This is a genomic window from Erwinia persicina NBRC 102418 (assembly GCF_001571305.1).
In the GTDB taxonomy this organism is placed as follows: Bacteria; Pseudomonadota; Gammaproteobacteria; order Enterobacterales; family Enterobacteriaceae; genus Erwinia; species Erwinia persicina.
This window is the reverse complement of the sequence record NZ_BCTN01000004.1, coordinates 175,291-190,770: the sequence shown is the minus strand read 5'-3', so window position 1 is coordinate 190,770 and position 15,480 is coordinate 175,291. Positions and strand designations below refer to the sequence as shown.

At 53.7% G+C, this 15,480-nt stretch carries 13 protein-coding genes; 9 read left to right on the top strand and 4 right to left on the bottom strand.

The annotated features are described in order from the left end of the window. The first annotated feature begins 15 nt into the window (after positions 1–15). Together pyrD and EPE01S_RS06800 are read left to right on the top strand one after the other, a co-directional pair. Positions 16–1,026, top strand: coding sequence for a quinone-dependent dihydroorotate dehydrogenase (pyrD, locus tag EPE01S_RS06805; RefSeq protein ID WP_062743846.1), 1,011 nt, complete (start codon positions 16–18; stop codon positions 1,024–1,026). A 183-nt stretch (positions 1,027–1,209) separates the two neighbouring features. Beyond that, complete coding sequence (locus tag EPE01S_RS06800) at positions 1,210–1,755, top strand: cell division protein ZapC (protein ID WP_062743845.1); 546 nt, start codon at positions 1,210–1,212, stop codon at positions 1,753–1,755. A gap of 16 nt (positions 1,756–1,771) precedes the next feature. Here the strand turns inward: EPE01S_RS06800 and EPE01S_RS06795 are convergent, their stop codons facing one another. Beyond that, positions 1,772–2,881, bottom strand: coding sequence for a YcbX family protein (locus tag EPE01S_RS06795; protein WP_062743844.1), 1,110 nt, complete (start codon positions 2,879–2,881; stop codon positions 1,772–1,774). Positions 2,882–3,015: 134 nt separating this feature from the next. Here EPE01S_RS06795 and rlmKL point away from each other — a divergent pair, with 134 nt between their 5' ends. The 6 genes from rlmKL to rmf all read left to right on the top strand — a co-directional run bounded on the left by rlmKL (position 3,016) and on the right by rmf (position 10,996). Beyond that, complete coding sequence (gene rlmKL / locus EPE01S_RS06790; RefSeq protein WP_062743897.1) at positions 3,016–5,133, top strand: bifunctional 23S rRNA (guanine(2069)-N(7))-methyltransferase RlmK/23S rRNA (guanine(2445)-N(2))-methyltransferase RlmL; 2,118 nt, start codon at positions 3,016–3,018, stop codon at positions 5,131–5,133. A 6-nt stretch (positions 5,134–5,139) separates the two neighbouring features. Continuing rightward, positions 5,140–7,056 (top strand): ABC transporter ATP-binding protein, encoded by a 1,917-nt coding sequence (locus tag EPE01S_RS06785; RefSeq protein WP_062743843.1) that lies wholly within the window; start codon positions 5,140–5,142, stop codon positions 7,054–7,056. Positions 7,057–7,088: 32 nt separating this feature from the next. Further along, complete coding sequence (pqiA, locus tag EPE01S_RS06780) at positions 7,089–8,354, top strand: membrane integrity-associated transporter subunit PqiA (RefSeq protein WP_062743842.1); 1,266 nt, start codon at positions 7,089–7,091, stop codon at positions 8,352–8,354. Then, on the top strand, positions 8,351–9,994 hold the full coding sequence (gene pqiB / locus EPE01S_RS06775) for an intermembrane transport protein PqiB (RefSeq protein ID WP_062743841.1): 1,644 nt from the start codon (positions 8,351–8,353) through the stop codon (positions 9,992–9,994). Before pqiA ends, pqiB begins: the two co-directional genes overlap by 4 nt. Continuing rightward, a complete protein-coding gene (pqiC, locus tag EPE01S_RS06770) occupies positions 9,991–10,551 on the top strand; it encodes a membrane integrity-associated transporter subunit PqiC (RefSeq protein ID WP_062743840.1) in 561 nt (186 codons plus the stop codon). The genes pqiB and pqiC overlap by 4 nt, the downstream gene beginning before the upstream one ends. Positions 10,552–10,828: 277 nt before the next feature. Continuing rightward, positions 10,829–10,996 (top strand): ribosome modulation factor, encoded by a 168-nt coding sequence (gene rmf / locus EPE01S_RS22795; RefSeq protein ID WP_072277417.1) that lies wholly within the window; start codon positions 10,829–10,831, stop codon positions 10,994–10,996. Positions 10,997–11,178: 182 nt separating this feature from the next. Here rmf and fabA read toward each other — a convergent pair whose 3' ends face one another. Both fabA and EPE01S_RS06760 read right to left on the bottom strand, forming a co-directional pair. Next, positions 11,179–11,697, bottom strand: coding sequence for a bifunctional 3-hydroxydecanoyl-ACP dehydratase/trans-2-decenoyl-ACP isomerase (gene fabA, locus EPE01S_RS06765; protein WP_062743839.1), 519 nt, complete (start codon positions 11,695–11,697; stop codon positions 11,179–11,181). 68 nt (positions 11,698–11,765) lie between these two features. Beyond that, positions 11,766–13,598 (bottom strand): AAA family ATPase, encoded by a 1,833-nt coding sequence (locus EPE01S_RS06760; protein WP_062743896.1) that lies wholly within the window; start codon positions 13,596–13,598, stop codon positions 11,766–11,768. A 112-nt stretch (positions 13,599–13,710) separates the two neighbouring features. Here EPE01S_RS06760 and matP point away from each other — a divergent pair, with 112 nt between their 5' ends. Continuing rightward, positions 13,711–14,166 carry a macrodomain Ter protein MatP gene (matP, locus tag EPE01S_RS06755; protein ID WP_062743838.1) on the top strand — a complete coding sequence of 152 codons (456 nt, stop codon included), beginning with the start codon at positions 13,711–13,713 and terminating at the stop codon, positions 14,164–14,166. 93 nt (positions 14,167–14,259) lie between these two features. On the opposite strand, the gene ompA is transcribed toward matP, so the two are convergent. Then, positions 14,260–15,327 (bottom strand): porin OmpA, encoded by a 1,068-nt coding sequence (gene ompA / locus EPE01S_RS06750; RefSeq protein ID WP_062743837.1) that lies wholly within the window; start codon positions 15,325–15,327, stop codon positions 14,260–14,262. Positions 15,328–15,480: the final 153 nt, after the last annotated feature.

Here is a 15,480-nt window from a genome sequence, read left to right as displayed (position 1 = left end):
ACCTCAGGAGTGACCATGTATTACCCTTTCGTTCGTAAGGCGCTGTTTCAGCTCGATCCTGAGCGTGCGCATGACCTGACTTTGCAGCAGTTGAAGCGCCTCTCCGGCACCCCGCTGATCGGCCTGATCCGTCAGTCCCTGCCTTTTAAACCGGTAACCTGCATGGGGCTGACGTTTAAGAATCCGCTTGGTCTGGCCGCCGGCCTCGATAAAAACGGCGAGTGCATTGATGCATTCGGCGCGATGGGGTTTGGTTCCATTGAAATCGGCACGGTCACCCCGCGCCCACAGCCCGGGAATGAGAAGCCACGGATGTTCCGCATCGTGGCGGCGGAAGGCATCATCAACCGCATGGGCTTCAATAATCTTGGCGTGGATAACCTGGTGGAGAATGTCAAAAAAGCCCACTTCGACGGTATCCTGGGTATTAATATTGGCAAGAATAAAGACACCCCGGTGGAACAGGGTAAAGACGATTATTTAACCTGCATGGACAAGATTTATGCCTATGCCGGTTACATTGCCATCAATATTTCTTCGCCAAACACACCAGGACTTCGATCGTTACAGTACGGTGAAGCGCTGGATGATTTACTGTCTGCTGTCAAACAGCGGCAGAATGATCTTCAGCAGATCCATCATAAATATGTCCCTGTGGCGGTGAAGATCGCGCCCGATCTTTCGGAAGAAGAATTGATCCAGGTGGCTGACAGTTTAGTGCGCCATAATATAGACGGGGTGATTGCAACCAATACCACGCTGGATCGCGATCTGATAAAAGGATTAGCACATGCGGATGAAGCGGGGGGATTAAGCGGACGCCCTGTCCAGCTTCGCAGTACGGAAATCATCCGCCGTCTGGCTCAGGAATTACAGGGTCGCATGCCGATTATTGGCGTAGGGGGCATTGATTCACTGGTTTCCGCGCGTGAAAAAATGACGGCCGGGGCATCGCTGGTGCAAATATATTCCGGATTTATTTATAAAGGCCCACCGCTGATAAAAGAAATTGTGACTTATCTCTAGGTAAAATCTGAGTTAAATATGCCGGGGGCTTTATTTTCGCCTCCGGCTCGTTTATATTTTGTGCTGTTCATACAATATTCAAAATTTACAGAGGATGCTGAGCGCGTAGAGTTACCCTCTGATTACCGGAAAAATTAATTAATCTCCGGTTACTTGTTACTCAGTATTAATACAGGAACCATGATGAGGATAAAACCAGACGATAACTGGCGTTGGTTCTTCGACGCAGAACACGACCGGATGATGCTTGACCTGGCTGATGGTATGTTGTTCCGTTCCCGCTTTCCGCGCAAAATGTTAACGCCTGACGCCTTTGATGTTTCCGGTTTTTGTGTCGATGATGCCGCACTGTTTTTTACCTTTGACGAGCGTTGCCGTGATGCGCCTCTGAATACCGATCAGCGTGCTGAACTGGTGCTGAATGCGCTGGTGGCTACGCGCTTCCTCAAGCCTTTGATGCCCAAAAGCTGGCACTTTGACAGCTATATCCAGGGAAACTGGCGTCCGGGAGACGGTGAGCTGGTGAATGTCAAAGTGTCTGAGACCGGTGAAACGGCGACGCTGCTGGTGGTGGAGTCAGGCGACAGCGCCGCGCTGTGCCTGCTGGCCCAGCCGCAGCTGAATGTGGCGGGTCGGGGGATGGTGCTCGGCGATGCAATTAAAATTATGCATGACCGCCTGTTGCCTCAGGCCAGCGCTGACGGGATCCGTTTTGCCCGCGCGGTATAAGCTACCGCGCTCAGCATTAACGCAGCACGAGATCGCCCGCCGGAATACAGCTACAGCTCAGTAGCGTACCATCCTCACGTATTGCGCCTTTTTTCAGCGCAGTGACTTCCCCGCTGACCCGACTGACTTTGCAACTTCCACAGATGCCTGAGCGACAGGAGTAAGGGATTTTAATGCCCTGTAGTTCCAGCTGTTCCAGCAACACCTGCTGATTGTTGCCGCTAAAATGTTGCCCCTGCCAGCAAATGTCCAGAGTGCGGGCCGCCGTCTGGTTGACCTCCAGCGTCTCTGTCACCTGCCCGGCACCGTAAGCGCGTGGCGTATGGGTGGTCAGTATCTCAACTTCATCACCCGCCCGGACAATACCGCTGCTGCGCGCCACCAGGTTAAGGCCAAAGTCGATATCACCGCTGCCATCCAGTGCGCTGCGAAAGCGTTGTAAGGTATTGAGCGGTTCCCCAGCGGGATGCTTACGTCCGTGCTGGGGGCTGACCGTGGTGAAGACGCAGCGGCTACAGGGTTTGGGCACATCGAAAATAATCTCACCGATACGCAGAGATGACCAACTGTCCTCTGCCCAGGCACTGGCACCACTGACGACCAGATTAGGGCGAAACTGTTCCATACGCACGCCGGCAGGACAGCGCTGTTGCAGGTCATGCAGTGAGGCTTCATTGATCAGCAGAAAAGGATAACCATCAGCAAACCCCAGCGGCACCTGCGCGAAGTGTTTCACCCGGCGGGTCATCTCTGCTCCCACCCAGCGCAGCTGTACCTGACGCGGAAAAAAGCCACTCAGCCACTGGTTAATATTTTCCGGCGCAATTTGCGCCGTAAATTGGTTTCCCCAGACTTCGGTGGGGGCAGGGGTTTCCTGAAAATCCGCAAAGCGGACGGTTGCGCTGCTGCCGTCAGGGGCGGTGAGGTGCAGTCCATCAACGATCAGCGCCGGGGTGAACAGCACCATTTCCGGATACTGTCTGGCGGTGATAAAGGTGCCATCAGGTTCGGTCAGCATAAAGATACGGTCGAATGCCAGACCGCTGATCAGTGCCTGCGCGTGGGAAACCTGCATCCCGCGCATGGATTTCACAGGATGAACAAATAAACGAGACAGGTTAATCATGGTGATTCTCCATTGCACCGTGCCGCTCACCCGGCTCTTTACAGGGTTTTTGCAGGAATAAGCGCTAACTTTATGACATGCCGCCATGATTAGCTATAATGCGCAGCAATTTTCTGATGACGATAAGTGACGCTATGAATTCTCTGTTTGCCAGTACGGCGCGTGGGCTCGAAGAGCTGTTAAAAAGTGAACTGGAAGCCCTGGGAGCGCAAGGCTGCCAGGTGGTCCAGGGCGGCGTACATTACCAGGGTGACGATCGTCTGATGTACCAGAGTCTGATGTGGAGCCGTCTGGCTTCACGTATTCTGCTGCCGTTAACGGAATGCGGCGTCTACAGCGACCTCGACCTCTATCTTGGGGTGCAGGCGATTGACTGGCCTGCGATGTTTGGCAGTGATCAAACGTTTGTGGTGCATTTCAGCGGCCTGAATGAAGTGATCCGAAACAGCCAGTACGGCGCGCTGAAAGTGAAGGATGCTATCGTCGACAGCTTTACCCGTAAAAACCTGCCACGCCCGAATGTCGATCGTGAACAGGCCGATATCCGCGTCAATGTCTGGCTGAATAAAGATACCGCCAGCATTGCCCTGGATCTCAGCGGCGATGGCCTGCATCAGCGCGGCTATCGTCAGCAGACCGGACAGGCACCCCTCAAAGAGAATCTGGCTGCGGCTATCGTGCAGCGTTCCGGCTGGCAGGCAGGCACGCCGCTGGTCGACCCGATGTGTGGGTCCGGGACGTTACTGATTGAAGCTGCGATGATCGCCAGCGATCGTGCGCCGGGTTTGCAGCGCAAACACTGGGGCTTTACCGGCTGGAGTCGCTTTAATCAGCCGCTGTGGAGCGATATTACCCGCGAAGCGCACGAACGTGCGGCAAAGGGGGTGTCTGAAACTACCTCACGTTTCTACGGGTATGATAATGATTCACGCGTCATCGAGCGTGCACGTGCCAACGTCCGCAACGCCGGACTGACCGATCTGATTACGCTGACTGCCCAGGATGTGCTGAAGCTGACCAATCCTCTGCCGCAGGGTGAGACGGGTACCGTGCTGAGTAACCCACCCTATGGGGAACGACTGGACAGTGAACCCGCCCTGATTGCGCTGCACAGCCAGCTGGGGCGTATTATGAAAACGCACTTCGGTGGCTGGAACCTGTCACTGTTCAGTGCTTCACCCGAGTTGCTGAGCTGTCTGCAGCTGCGTGCCGATCGCCAGTTTAAAGCGAAAAACGGTCCACTCGATTGTGTACAGAAAAACTATCAGCTGGCAGAGAACCCAGGTGGGGCGGCGGCCGGCCAGCTGGCAGAGGATTACGCTAACCGCCTGCGTAAAAATTGTAAGAAGCTGGATAAGTGGGCGCGTCAGGAGGGTATCGAGTGTTACCGCGTGTATGATGCCGACCTCCCGGATTATAACGTGGCGGTAGATCGTTACGGTGACTGGGTGGTCGTACAGGAGTATGCGGCACCGAAAACCATTGAACCGGCAAAAGCCCGTCAACGCCTGTTTGATGTCATTGCCGCGACCCTGAGCGTGCTGGAACTGCCCGCCAATCGCCTGGTACTGAAGACCCGCGAAAAGCAGAAAGGGAAAAGCCAGTATCAAAAACTGGGCGAAAAGGGCGATTTCTTCGAGGTGAGCGAGTTTAACGCTAAGTTATGGGTTAATCTGACGGACTATCTTGATACCGGCCTGTTCCTCGATCACCGTGTTGCCCGTAAGATGCTCGGGCAGATGAGCCGTGGAAAAGATTTCCTGAACCTGTTTGCTTATACCGGCAGCGCCAGCGTGCATGCTGGTCTCGGTGGCGCGCGCAGTACCACCACTATTGATATGTCACGTACCTATCTGGAGTGGGCCGAGCGCAACATGCGCCTTAACGGTCTGTCCGGGCGTCAGCATCGCCTGATGCAGGCTGACTGCCTGAGCTGGTTGCGCGATGCCGATGAACAGTTTGATCTGATCTTTATCGATCCACCGACGTTCTCCAACTCCAAGCGAATGGAAGAGAGCTTCGATGTGCAGCGCGATCATCTCGATCTGATGAAAGATCTCAAGCGTATCCTGCGTCAGGGCGGCACCGTTATGTTCTCGAATAACAAACGCGGTTTCAAAATGGATCTGGCCGGACTGGCAGCGCTTGGCCTGGCTGCAACTGAAATCACCGCGAAAACCCAGTCACAGGATTTCGCCCGTAACCGTCAAATTCACAACTGCTGGCTGATTGTTCACGCCGGTAAGGAATAAGTTTTTATGTCACTAATCAGTATTCATGGCGCATGGCTCTCATTCAGCGACGCGCCGCTGTTGGATAACACTGAACTGCACATCGAAGAAAACGAGCGTGTCTGTCTGGTTGGCCGTAACGGGGCGGGTAAATCCACCCTGATGAAGATCATTAACCGTGAGCAGCCGCTCGATGACGGACGCATCATTTACGAACAGGATCTGGTGGTGGCACGCCTCCAGCAGGATCCCCCGCGTAACGTGCAGGGGTCAGTGTACGACTTCGTTGCTGAAGGTGTGGAAGAGCAGGCCGAGCACCTCAAGGCGTATCACGCGATCTCTCATAAAGTCATGGAAGATCCGAGCGACAAGAACCTCAATGAGATGGCGCGCCTGCAGGGCATTCTTGATCACCAGAACCTGTGGCAGCTGGAAAGCCGTATCCACGATGTGCTGCAGCAGATCGGTCTGGATGGGGACGCGGATCTCTCCTCATTATCCGGCGGCTGGCTGCGTAAAGCGGCCCTCGGCCGTGCGCTGGTCAGCAACCCGAAAGTACTGATGCTGGATGAGCCGACGAACCACCTGGATATCGAAACTATCGACTGGCTGGAAACGTTCCTGAAAACGTTCCAGGGCAGCATTATCTTCATCTCGCATGACCGTTCGTTTATCCGCAACATGGCAACGCGTATTGTTGACCTTGACCGCGGCAAGCTGGTGTCCTGGCCGGGCGACTACGACCTGTATCTGACCAGTAAAGAAGAAGCACTGCGCGTGGAAGAGATGCAGAATGCCGAATTCGACCGCAAGCTGGCGCAGGAAGAAGTGTGGATCCGTCAGGGGATCAAAGCCCGCCGCACGCGTAATGAAGGGCGTGTGCGCGCGCTGAAAGCGCTGCGTCGCGAACGTTCCGATCGCCGTGAAGTGATGGGCAAAGCCAATATGCAGGTCGAAGAGGCCTCCCGTTCCGGCAAGATTGTCTTTGAGCTGGAAAACGTTGACTACTCTGTGGGCGGTAAACAGCTGGTACGTAATTTCTCCCGTCAGGTCCAGCGTGGGGATAAAATTGCGCTGATTGGCTCTAACGGCTGTGGTAAAACCACCATGCTGAAGCTGATGCTGGATCAGCTGAAACCGGACAGCGGCCGCGTGCACATCGGCACTAAGCTGGAAGTGGCCTACTTCGATCAGCACCGTGCCGATTTGGATCCGGACCGCACGGTCATGGATAACCTGGCCGAAGGTAAACAGGAAGTGATGGTCAACGGTAAGCCGCGCCATGTGCTGGGCTACCTGCAGGAGTTCCTGTTCCACCCGAAACGGGCGATGACCCCGGTGCGGGCGCTGTCCGGCGGTGAACGTAACCGCCTGCTGCTGGCGCGTCTGTTCCTCAAACCAAGCAATCTGCTGATCCTCGATGAACCGACCAACGACCTCGATGTGGAAACGCTGGAGCTGCTTGAAGAGCTGGTGGACGGATATCAGGGCACGGTTCTGCTGGTGAGTCACGATCGTCAGTTCGTTGATAACACCGTGACCGAATGCTGGATCTTCGAAGGCAATGGCGATATTGGCGCATTCGTTGGCGGCTATCACGATGCCCAGCTGCAGCGCAGCGCCTTTAAGCAAAATCGTCTGGCAGCCAAGACCAGTTCGTCGACGCAGCCTCGTCAGGACAACACAAAAAGTGAAACGGCTAAAAAACCGGCTGCTAAGTTAAGCTACAATTTGCAGCGGGAGCTGGAGCAGTTGCCGAAGAAAATGGAAGAGCTGGAAGGCCGCCTGGAAGCGTATCAGGCACAGGTTGCCGATGCTAACTTCTTTAATCAGCCGCATGATGTGACTCAGCCTGTGCTGGACTCACTTGCTCAGGCTGAACAGGAGCTGGAAGTCGCTTTTGAACGTTGGGAATATCTTGAGTCGTTAAGTAACGGCGCCTGATTCAGCTGTTCTGACATTACCGAGGGTCAGGTATGTGTTCGTCGCACCATGCGCATCAATGGATGCTCTGTCCGCAGTGTGATCTGATGACCCAGTTGCCAGATATCAGCCCGGGCAGCAGAGCAAGCTGCCCACGCTGTCATACCACACTGCAGTCTAACTGGGTTGAGCCGCGCAAGCGGCCAACCGCTTATGCGCTGGCGGCGCTCTTCATGCTGCTGCTGGCAAACCTGTTTCCGTTCATCAATATGCACGTTGCCGGACTGAGCAGCGAAATTACCCTGACAAAAATACCTCAGGTGATGGTTTCCGATGACTACAGCAGCCTGGCGACCCTGTTTTTGCTGTTTGTGCAGGGGGTGCCGGCCTTATGTATGCTGATGATCCTGCTGCTGGTGAATGACATCCGGTTGCCTCTGGGGTTGAAACGTGTCATGGCCCGGGTGCTGTTCCAGCTGAAAACCTGGGGAATGGCGGAGATCTTCCTCGCAGGTGTGCTGGTGAGTTTTGTTAAACTCATGGCCTATGGCGATATTGGTATCGGCACCAGTTTTATTCCCTGGTGCCTTTTCTGTGTCTTACAGCTCAGAGCCTTCCAGTGTATTGATCGGCGTACCTTATGGCTGCGGGTTGCCCCGCTGCCCGCACTGCCCGCGGTCCCCCAGGCGGGGATGAGCGGTCTTCGCCAGGGGTTACGATCCTGTCGTTGTTGTACTGCCGTGCTGGCCAGCGATGTGCTGGAATGCCCGCGCTGCGGCGTGAATGGCCATGCGCGACGCCGGCACAGCTTACAGTGGACGATGGCCTTACTGATCACCTCGATCCTGCTGTATATCCCGGCCAACGTGATGCCAATTATGGTTACCGAGGCATTGGGGAACAAAATGAACTCCACCATCATGGCGGGGGTGATCATCCTGTGGGGTGATGGGTCCTATCCGGTAGCGCTGGTGATTTTTATCGCCAGTATTATGGTTCCCTCGCTGAAAATGCTGGCGATAGGCTGGCTTTGTTGGCACGCCAACGGCCGGGACAATAACCGGTATGACAGCGACAGAATGCACAAGATTTATGAAGTGGTTGAGTTCGTCGGGCGCTGGTCAATGATTGACGTCTTTGTTATCGCCGTCCTGTCGGCGCTGGTGCGCATGGGCCAATTAATGAGTATTTATCCTGCTAACGGCGCGGTGCTGTTTGCCCTGGTGGTTATCCTGACGATGTTTGCTGCCATGACCTTTGACCCGCGTCTTACCTGGGATCGGATACAAGAAAAGAGTACTGAGGAGCCTGAAAAGTGACGGACAATAACCACGGCGTAGCCACGGTAGATAAGATTAAACGCTGGTCGCCGGTGTGGATCATTCCCATCGTCACCGTGTTGATCGGTGCATGGATTTTGTTTTACCACTTCAGCCATCAGGGGCCGCTGGTGACGTTAATCACCACCAACGCGGAAGGGATTGTGGGCGGTAAAACCACCATCAAAAGCCGCAGCGTTGATGTTGGCGTGGTGGAGAGTGCCGTTCTGACGGACGATCTTCACCATGTGGAAATCAAAGCACGCCTTAATGCCGGTATGGATAAGCTGCTAAGTGCAGACAGCGCATTTTGGGTGGTCAAACCGGCCATTGGCCGTGAAGGTATTACCGGGTTAGGAACGCTCCTCTCAGGTGCCTATATTGAGCTGCAGCCTGGCTCTAAAGGCGAAAAAGCCGAGCAGTACCAACTGCTGGATGCGCCGCCGCTGGCACCGCCTGATGCGAAAGGTATCCGCATTACGCTTGACAGTGAAAAGGCCGGACAACTGAATGCGGGCGATCCGGTACTGTTTCGGGGGTATCGCGTCGGAACCGTTGAAACCAGCGCCTTTGACGCCGATAAACGTATGATGACGTACCAGCTGTTTATTGCTGCGCCATACGATCGCCTGATCACCAGTAACGTTCGCTTCTGGAAGGATAGCGGGATTGCTGTCGACATGTCTGCCTCCGGAATGCGTGTTGAGATGGGTTCACTGACCACGCTGTTTAGCGGGGGGGTCAGCTTTGATGTTCCGGAAGGGTGGGAGCGCGGCGATTTAGCACAAAACAAGGCGGAATACCGGCTGTTTAACGATCAGCGTAGCATTCAGGATTCCCTCTACAGCGTGCATAAAGACTTCCTGCTGTTCTTCAGTGATTCCATTCGTGGTCTGCAGAAAGGCGCGCCAGTTGAGTTCCGCGGTATTCGTCTGGGAACCGTTGCTGAAGTGCCGTTTACGACCCCAGGCATTGCACAGCGTCTGAACAATGATTACCGGATCCCGGTGCTGATACGCATTGAGCCGGATCGGTTCCAGAAACAGCTGGGAAGCGATTTTAACTTCGAGCAGCATCTGAAAGATGGCATAACTCATGGGTTACGAGCCTCACTGAAGTCCGCTAACCTGTTGACGGGCTCGCTGTATGTTGACCTTGATTTCTACAGTAACGCTAAACCAGTCAGCGGCCCGACAACCTTTGCTGACTATGAGCTGATCCCGACGATGACAGGCGGTCTGGCGCAGATTCAACAGAAACTGATGGAATCACTGGATAAGATTAACAGTCTGCCTCTGAATCCGCTGCTGAACGAAGCGACGGGGACGCTGAAAGAGAGCCAGCGCACATTGCGGGAAATGCAGAAAACGCTGGACAGTCTGAATCAGATAACCTCAAGCCAGTCGATGAAGGAGCTGCCTGCAGATATGCAAAGCACGCTGCGTGAGCTGAACCGAAGCATGAAAGGCTTCCAGCCTGGCTCCCCGGCTTACAATAAGATGGTGGGTGATATGCAGCGTCTCGATCAGGTCCTGCGTGAATTGCAGCCCGTATTGAAAACGCTTAACAGCAAGAGCAATGCGCTGGTCTTTGAAGCGAAACCCGGTCAGGACCCACAGCCGAAGAGGGCGAAACAATGATGAAATGGATACCCATTGCGCTGGCGCTGGCACTCAGTGCATGCAGCAGCAGCCCTGAAACTGTTTATTATCAGCTGCCCCCGGCAGAAAAGGCACTCGTCGCCAGCAGTAAGACGGTGAGCACGCCAGTTTGGGTGGAACGTGTCTCTGTGCCGGACTATCTGGCCGGAAATGGCGTGGTGTACCAGAGTAATGATGTCCAGTACGTCATTGCCGCCAATAACCAATGGGCAAGCCCACTGGATCAGCAGTTACAGCAGACGCTGGTGACCAATCTGAGCACCAGCCTGCCGGCGGCGCTGATCTCCTCGACGCCTCTCGGCCAGACGCACGATACGCTGAATGTCACCATAACCGGTTTCCATGGCCGCTATGATGGTCATGCCATTATCAGTGGCGAGTGGATTCTGGAACATAACGGCAAACTGCAGAAACAGCCGTTCTCGCTGTCGTTACCGCAAAGTGAAGATGGTTACGACGGGTTAGTGAGAACGCTGGCTAAAGGATGGCAACAGATTGCGGGACAGGTCGCTAATGCGATTATTCGCGAACAATAAGTAAAAATTAACTAACGCACTAAGCCTTTGATAGTTGCAGAACCTTACTTCTGCTGCATCAAAGGCTTTTTTTATATAAATCAGCAGGGTGTAATCCTTTCTTCTTCTGCTGCAGTCCAATTCCGGCCGGCCTGTGAGGCAGAATGATGACAGCCGCATTACATTTGCGCGTTGATCTTTGCTCAAAGTCGCGGTAAAACTGAAGCGTGGTTGCACGAAACGTAACCACTGTTTTCTTTCCACCAGATTCCACCAGACAAAATGAGGGAAACGCGGCATGAAGAGACAGAAACGAGATCGCCTTGATCGGGCGCAGTCACGGGGTTATCACGCAGGCATTACAGGACGATCTAAAGAGATGTGTCCGTATCAAATGCTGGATGCTCGATCTCACTGGTTGGGAGGTTGGCGACAAGCCATGGAGGACAGGTCAGTTACCGCGTAGCGGCCTGTTATTGAGAAGGAAAGACCTCCGCTGTTGCGGAGGTTTTCATTTTGACCCCTCTACGTTAAAGCCGCAGAAGCCTTTGCTACCTAACTCACCCCATTTGCTCACCGGAGTAAACTTCACGGGGATCGTTGCGTTGCTGCCTTGCAATAACACGGATAATTTGGGTCAAAATTATTTTAGAAAGCAGTGGTGTCTTTAAACAGGCCCACTTTCAGGTCGGTAGCAGTGTAAATCACGTTACCATCGACCAGTACTTCACCATCTGCCACGCCCATCACCAGTTTACGGTTAATAACGCGTTTGAAATGGATGCGGTAAGAAACTTTTTTGGCTGTTGGCAGAACCTGCCCGGTGAATTTCACTTCACCCACGCCCAGTGCGCGGCCTTTACCTTCAGCGCCTAACCAGCCGAGGTAGAAACCGACCAACTGCCACATAGCATCCAGGCCGAGGCAGCCGGGCATAACCGGGTCATTGATAAAATGACAGCCGAAGAACCACAGATCGGGATTGATATCCAGTTCCGCTTCAACGAATCCTTTCCCGTAGTTACCGCCGTCTTCGGTCATCTTAACCACGCGGTCCATCATCAACATATTGCCGGCTGGCAATGGCGGGCCTTCTGCGCCAAATAATTCACCGCGACCAGAGGCAATCAGGTCTTCTTTTGTATAGGATTCGCGTTTATCTACCATAGTCTCAATAAGCCTTATTTTAATGAAGCACGGAGTTTAGCTTACACGTGTACGCCGGACAAGTCCGATCAGCCTGGCGTAAACCAGTTTAACCAGCGCAGGGGCCACGGGCGATGACGTGCATCCGGATGGAGCATCTGAGCAATCCGCTCCTGAATCGAACGGTGCAGGCAGGCGCCGGTTTCTTTATCCCACGCCATACCGGTTAACAGAGGCAGCGCCTCGTCAACGCTCGACACGGCCCAGAGATGGAATTTTCCTTCCCGCACGGCATCCACAACGTCCTGTTGCAGGGAGAGATGGCGTACGTTCGCTGCAGGAATGATCACCCCCTGAGAACCGGTTAACGTGCGCTGCTGACAGACATTGAAGAAGCCTTCAATTTTTTCATTCAGGCCGCCGACCGGCTGCACGCGACCAAACTGATCCACAGAGCCGGTGACCGCCAGCTGCTGATTGATGGGCTGTGAGGCGAGGGCGCTGATCAGAGCACACAGTTCTGCCAGCGAGGCGCTGTCACCATCGACTTCGGAATAGGACTGCTCGAAGACCAGTGAGGCAGAAAAGGGCAGCTGCTGCTCAAGCTCCAGTTCCGCGATCAGCCAGGCCTGCATAATCATCATGCCTTTTGCATGAATATTTCCACCCAGCTCGGCTTTGCGCTCCACGTCCATAAACTCACCGTCACCCACGTGAACGACGCAGCTGATGCGGGAGGGTTCACCAAAAGCACGCGGATGGCCAGGAAACTCCATGACAGAGAGCGCGTTGATCTGGCCGATCATTTCCCCTTCGGTTTCGATCAGGATCTGATCGAGCAAAATTTCATCGCGAATACGTTCAGGCAGGAAGCCTTCGCGCCATTCGCGTGTACTGAGCGCATCCTGCAGATTTTGTGCTGAGATACGCTCGTCTTCGCTGTAGAGCGCGGCATCCTGAAGTTGCCGGCCCAGCCACTGAGGATCAAGTGGAAGGGTATCCTGATCGCCCGTATAACGGGCAGCCTCACGAATCAACACCGCCCAGAAATCGGCATCGGGAACCGGGTACCCCAGGCTGACGGCTACGTTCTGCACCCACTGTATCCAGTGAATAAACTCTTCGTCATCTACCAGCTGTATATTATCTTCAAACTCGCTGTACAGTGACAGGGCAGCCAGTTCAGGCTCCATCTCCTGAAAATCTGCCAGCACATCTCGTTCACCAATCAGCACCAGGCGAAACGCCATCGGCATAGAAGGGACAGCCAGAGGAAGGGGGCGGGCTTCATCCTGCGAATACCAGTCAAAACGCTGGTTAACCATGATCTGTTTCAGACGTAGCCAGAGTAAAGGCTGTGCCATCAAAGCACGCAGGGAAAGGATCAGCACCCCGCCGTTGGCGCGATGTACGAGCCCCGGTGACAGGGTTATCCTGGACTGGTGGAGGCGCACGCAGCCAAAAAGCTGCTCGGCTTCGATCCACTCTGCCTGATGAATGCCCCCTTCGCTGGCGAAATTATCCGCACCACTCTGTGCGGGTCGCCAGCTTATCGCGTTATCTCCGATATCATACTGACCACCGTAAAGCGTAGGGGGGCCCTCTTCCTCATCAGCGAGGGTGGAGAGAATATTTTGCAGCAGCGCTAAATATTCCGCACTTTCGGGACTTTTGACCAGCATGAGTGGGACTTTGGCCGGCGTTTGCAGTAACAGGTTCAGCCCGTTAAACAGACGTGCCTGCACGGATGCAAAGCATTCTGTTTCGGCAGCTGGTACCTGCGAGAGGAGATGCTGAAAGCGTTCTGTATCGGGCTGCAGGGCGCGCCACTCTAATCGGTTGTTGGTCAAAGTTATCGTATTTTTCTGAATGATTAAAAGCGGCATTATACAATATTTCAGCCTGTTAAGCACAGCAGACATGCACATCTACGCAGCTTGCGTTAACATTACGATCAGTGTTCCTGTTTTGTTTGCAGCCTGATGAAAAAAAGCTGTTATTCTAAACCTGTTATGTGGTCAGCATGAGATTCCGATGAAATATCAGCAGCTGGAAAATCTTGAAAGCGGATGGAAATGGAAATATCTGGTTAAAAAGCACCGGGAAGGTGAACTGATCACGCGTTACATCGAGTTAAGTGCAGCGCAGGCCGCCGTCGATGAACTGCTTGTCATGGAGAATCGGCCGGTAGAGGTACTGAAATGGATTGACCTGCACATCAATCCGGCGCTTGAAAACCGGATGAAGCAGACGATCCGTGCGCGCCGTAAACGTCATTTCAATGCCGAACATCAGCATACGCGAAAAAAGTCTATCGATTTAGAGTATCTGGTATGGCAGCGCCTGGCTGGACTGGCACAGCGTCGTAACAGTACCTTGTCCGAAACCATCGTGCAGCTTATTGAAGACGCCGAGCGTAAAGAGCAATACGCCAGCCAGATGTCATCACTTAAACAGGATCTGAAGGCTATCTTGGGTAAACCCGAATAAAGCAGATCAAGCGAAGACGATGTTTATCGTTCCTTCGTCCTCTTCAGATAATAAAAAACCCCGCCGAAGCGGGGTTTTTTTTAACGAGATAACTTAAGCCTGTGGCTGAGTTACAACGTCTTTGATGCCTTTAACTTCGATTTCTACGCGACGGTCTGGCGCCAGGCAGTCGATCAGGGCATTACGGCCTTTCACGCTGTCACAGGTGCTGCCGGTAACAGGGTTAGATTTACCCTCGCCACGTGCAGAGATCTTGTTAGAAGGGATGCCTTTAGAAACGAGGTAGTCTACAACAGACTGAGCGCGTTTTTCAGACAGTTTCTGGTTGTACTGCTCAGAACCGATACGGTCGGTGTAACCCAGCACAACTACAGAGCCATCTTTAGGATCCAGGTTGCTCAGCTGAGTGTACAGCTGATCCAGTGCCTGCTGACCTTCTGGCTTCAGCGTTGCTTTGTTGAAGTTAAACAGAACGTCAGACTTCAGGGTGAAACGCTTGGTTTCAACAACTGGAGCTGGAGCCGGAGCTGGAGCAACAACTGGTGCTACTGCATCATCCTGACCGAAACGGTAGGAAACGCCAACACTCAGCATTGAGTTATCAGGACGCGCACCAACGGTACCTGCGTCACCGATGTTGTTAACCCACTGGTAGTCCAGACGGGTTGCCCAGTTTTTGGTCACTGCGTATTCAACACCAACTGCGGCCAGTGGAGAAACACCGGTGTCGTGGTCGCTGATGCGAGTGCCGTTAGCATTTTGGGTGGAGTCTGCACGCCATACCATACCGCCCAGACGGGTGTAAACGTCCAGATCATCCATTACTGGGTAGCTTAATTTCGCTGCCAGCTGAACGCCCTGTGCTTTGAAAGCGCCGTTTACGTTGTTGCCTTTGTTAGGCATACGGCCTAACCAGTCGTAACCCAGCTCGAAGCCCAGGTACTGGTTAGCCTGGTAACCACCGAACGCACCAGCACCAAGCTGGCTTTCATGCGATGGACCATCGTTATCTTGGTAACCGTTACCGTAGTAACCTTTGTCGTGGTACTGAGACCAGCCCAGTTTAGCACCGGTATACCAGGTGTCATCTTTAGGAGCGGCCTGCGCTACGGTAGCGAAGCCAGCCAGTGCCACTGCAATTGCGATAGCTGTCTTTTTCATTTTTGCGCCTCGTTATCATCCAAATAGGCAATGAGCTTTAAGTTAGCTCTTTGGTTTAATCCTTCGCCGGGTTATGAAGCTCGATTATGACTCTTCCAAAATATGGAGGTTATTGAGCACCCTGGCGAGCTAAAGTCTACAACGTACCAGCAA

Excerpts from the sequence above, each read along its gene's own strand:
- pyrD (WP_062743846.1), top strand. The coding sequence starts at position 16 with ATGTATTACCCTTTCGTTCGTAAGGCGCTGTTTCAGCTCGATCCTGAG.
- EPE01S_RS06800 (WP_062743845.1), top strand. The coding sequence starts at position 1,210 with ATGAGGATAAAACCAGACGATAACTGGCGTTGGTTCTTCGACGCAGAA.
- EPE01S_RS06795 (WP_062743844.1), bottom strand. The coding sequence starts at position 2,881 with ATGATTAACCTGTCTCGTTTATTTGTTCATCCTGTGAAATCCATGCGC.
- rlmKL (WP_062743897.1), top strand. The coding sequence starts at position 3,016 with ATGAATTCTCTGTTTGCCAGTACGGCGCGTGGGCTCGAAGAGCTGTTA.
- EPE01S_RS06785 (WP_062743843.1), top strand. The coding sequence starts at position 5,140 with ATGTCACTAATCAGTATTCATGGCGCATGGCTCTCATTCAGCGACGCG.
- pqiA (WP_062743842.1), top strand. The coding sequence starts at position 7,089 with ATGTGTTCGTCGCACCATGCGCATCAATGGATGCTCTGTCCGCAGTGT.
- pqiC (WP_062743840.1), top strand. The coding sequence starts at position 9,991 with ATGATGAAATGGATACCCATTGCGCTGGCGCTGGCACTCAGTGCATGC.
- rmf (WP_072277417.1), top strand. The coding sequence starts at position 10,829 with ATGAAGAGACAGAAACGAGATCGCCTTGATCGGGCGCAGTCACGGGGT.
- fabA (WP_062743839.1), bottom strand. The coding sequence starts at position 11,697 with ATGGTAGATAAACGCGAATCCTATACAAAAGAAGACCTGATTGCCTCT.
- EPE01S_RS06760 (WP_062743896.1), bottom strand. The coding sequence starts at position 13,598 with ATGTCTGCTGTGCTTAACAGGCTGAAATATTGTATAATGCCGCTTTTA.
- matP (WP_062743838.1), top strand. The coding sequence starts at position 13,711 with ATGAAATATCAGCAGCTGGAAAATCTTGAAAGCGGATGGAAATGGAAA.
- ompA (WP_062743837.1), bottom strand. The coding sequence starts at position 15,327 with ATGAAAAAGACAGCTATCGCAATTGCAGTGGCACTGGCTGGCTTCGCT.